The following is a 3006-nucleotide window of genomic DNA, read 5'->3' on the forward strand; positions in this document are numbered from 1 at the left end:
ACTCGACCAGATGTCGTGCGCCCCGGACTCTCGCGCGAAGACGCGCTTCGCAACGCCCCCGATTCCGATGGCCGGGCATTTGCGATCCCGAGGATCATGGGCATCGAAGGCGGTGACGAATGAGCGCTGACTGGCTTTCCAACGCGCGAGCTTCCGAGGCAAGAACGCGCTTCGTGACAGGGGATGTCTCGGCAAGGGAGATCGCTGAGTCCTCGCTTGCGAGGATTCATGCGACCGACGAGAGCATCGGGGCTTTCAACCAGGTGACAGAAGAGCTTGCGTTGGCTTCGGCGGATCGCATCGACGAGGCCCGGGCCGACGCTCTGCGCGAAGGGCTCGATCCCGCGGTAGCCCTCCCGCCACTCGCAGGTGTTCCGGTGGCGCTGAAGGACAACATGAACCTCATCGGGACGCGGACCACTTGCAGCTCCCGGATGCTCGCCAATTACGAGAGCGTGCACGACTCCACCGCGGCCAGGCGCCTTTTGGATGCCGGCGGGATCCTGATGGGCAAGTGCAACATGGATGAGTTCGCCTTCGGCAGCTCCACGGAGAACTCCGCTTTCCGTCCGACCCGCAATCCCTGGGACCTTGAGCGGGTACCCGGAGGCAGTAGCGGCGGCAGCGCCGCATGCGTCAGCGCAGGGCAGGTCGTCGTTTCACTCGGCAGCGATACCGGCGGATCGGTGCGACAGCCCGGAGCACTCACCGGCACAGTCGCAGTCAAGCCGACTTACGGCCGCGTCTCCCGCTACGGCGTCAGCGCATTCGGGAGCTCGCTCGACCAGGTCGGGATGTTCGGGCGATCGGTAGAGGACACCGCCCTGACCCTGCAATCGATAGCCGGCCACGATCCGGCAGACGCCACCTGCGTCGATCTGCCCGTCGGCGATTACGTGGCGGCGGCGCGCTGTGGAGTCGAGCAAGGCGTCTCCAGCCTGCGTGTCGGTCTCGTGACCGACCTACTCGAAGCCGAAGGGGCCTCGCCCGAGGTCGTCTCGGCAGTTCGCGCTGCGGCCGATGTCTTCGCGAAGCTCGGGGCCGAGGTGGACGAGGTCGAGCTACCAAGCACCGCACACGGGCTCTCGGCTTACTACATCATCGGGCCTGCCGAGGCGAGCTCGAACATGGCGCGCTTCGATGGCATCCGTTACGGCCATCGCGCCGCCGGAGCCGAAGACGTTCTCGAACTCTATAATCGCTCGCGTTCTGAGGGGCTCGGGCCTGAGGTCATGCGCAGAATCATGCTGGGGACCTACGTTCTCTCGGCGGGTTACTACGATGCTTACTACGGCAAGGCGCAGCGGGCTCGCACGCTCATCAAGCAAGATTTTGCCGCCGCGTTCGAGCGCTTCGACATCATCCTGACGCCAACGACGCCGTCGGTCGCTTTCCGGTTAGGCGAGAAAGCCGAGGATTTGATGGCGATGTACCTCACTGACGCCTACACGATACCCGCGAACCTCGCCGGGCTGCCTGCGATGAGTCTTCCCGCTGGGTTGTGTCCGGCTACCGGGATGCCGATCGGAGTGCAGTTCATCGCTAACTACTTTGCAGAAGAGCGGATGTTCCGGGCGGCTTCGGCTTACGAGAAGGCCATCGGATTCGACACTTCACCGCCGACCCGCTGATCGAAACGACGCTTCACCATTCTTGCTGGCTGATATGTGTGGCCTCGTATTGGGAATCATCCATGTGGACGGATATGCCCGATTCGAGAAAGGGTCGACCATGAGCGACAGTGAGAAGAAGAGCGAAGAGCGCGGATCGGAAACAGGACTCATCGAAAAGGCGTTCCTCATGGGTCTTGGCGCCACGAGCGTGGCCAGAGAGAAGGCCGAAGAGCTCGCCGACGAGCTAATCAAGCGCGGCCAGATGACGAAGAGCGAATCCGAGGGATTCGTCGGCAGGCTAGCTAACAAAGCCGATGAGACCACGACATCTCTGAGCAAGACGGTCGCCAAGGAGACGGCTAAAGTCGTCGAGGGGATGGGGCTGGCCTCAAGGAAGGACATCGCGCGCCTCGAGGCGGAGCTTACCGAGATCAAGGCACTGATCGCACAGAGCAGACCCCGAGCTGACGAGCCCGACGGGCAGTGAAGATCCCCGGTCGCAAGGACCCCGGACCGCTAAGGCACCTCGAGCGCCATCGCGAGATACTCGGCATACTCGCCGAGGAAGGGCTCCACGTGGTGATTGATGCTTTCAGCCTGCGCAGGTTTGGCCGGGTTCCCAAGCCACCCTCGGTCAGTCGCGATGCACAGCCGGTGGATGTCGAGGAGCGCATCCGGCGCACACTCGAGCGGCTCGGGCCCATGTTCGTCAAGGCCGGGCAAGCGATCTCCACACGTACCGATGTGATTTCGCCGCAGCTGGCCGCATCGTTGCGTAAGCTACAAGACGAGGTCTCGCCGGAGTCCTTCGAGACGATCCGCAAGGTCATCGAGACCGAGTTCGACGCGCCGCTTTCCGAGGTGTTCCTCGAGTTCGATGAGATCCCGACCGCGGGGGCCTCGATCGGGCAGGTCCACTTCGCGACGCTCCATGACGGCACCGAGGTCGCGGTCAAAATTCAGCGCCCAGGCGTCCGCGCCAAGGTGGCCGTGGACATCGACATCGTTCTCACGCAGGTCAAGTGGCTCGCTTCGCACACCGACGTCTTTCGCGACATCGACGCGGTCGCCATCGCCGAGGAGTTCGCGGCCGCGATTCTCGAGGAGCTCGACTACATCAAGGAGGCATCCAATGCGGAGCTCCTGTGGAGGGCCTTCCGCGATGACGACACGGTGTTCTTCCCGCGAGTTCATTGGGCTAGAACGAGCTCGAAGGTCCTGACGCTGGATCGAGTGGTGGGTATCCGCATGAACCGCGTCGATCTTCTCGATGCCGAAGGGGTCGACAGGGCTCTTCTCGCCGAGAGAGGGATTCGTTGTTACCTGAGCCAGATGCTGGAGATCGGCCACTTCCACGCCGATGCCCACCCAGGCAACTATTTCGCCTTGCCCG

Annotated in this window: 3 protein-coding genes; all 3 read left to right on the forward strand. The window is 63.1% G+C overall.

All coding sequences use genetic code 11. The features are described 5' to 3' along the window. Positions 1-119 precede the first annotated feature (119 nt). Entirely contained in the window at positions 120-1631 is a 1512-nt protein-coding gene (gene gatA, locus M1617_06415; GenBank protein ID MCL5887904.1) for an Asp-tRNA(Asn)/Glu-tRNA(Gln) amidotransferase subunit GatA, read from the forward strand. A 100-nt stretch (positions 1632-1731) separates the two neighbouring features. Further along, positions 1732-2100 (forward strand): hypothetical protein, encoded by a 369-nt coding sequence (locus tag M1617_06420; GenBank protein ID MCL5887905.1) that lies wholly within the window; start codon positions 1732-1734, stop codon positions 2098-2100. Then, the coding region (locus tag M1617_06425) for an AarF/UbiB family protein (GenBank protein ID MCL5887906.1) at positions 2097-3006 on the forward strand (910 nt) is incomplete at its 3' end. The genes M1617_06420 and M1617_06425, both read left to right, overlap by 4 nt.

The organism is Actinomycetota bacterium (assembly GCA_023488435.1).
GTDB lineage: Bacteria > Actinomycetota > Coriobacteriia > Anaerosomatales > UBA912 > UBA912.

Excerpts from the sequence above, each read along its gene's own strand:
- M1617_06420 (MCL5887905.1), top strand. The coding sequence starts at position 1,732 with ATGAGCGACAGTGAGAAGAAGAGCGAAGAGCGCGGATCGGAAACAGGA.
- gatA (MCL5887904.1), top strand. The coding sequence starts at position 120 with ATGAGCGCTGACTGGCTTTCCAACGCGCGAGCTTCCGAGGCAAGAACG.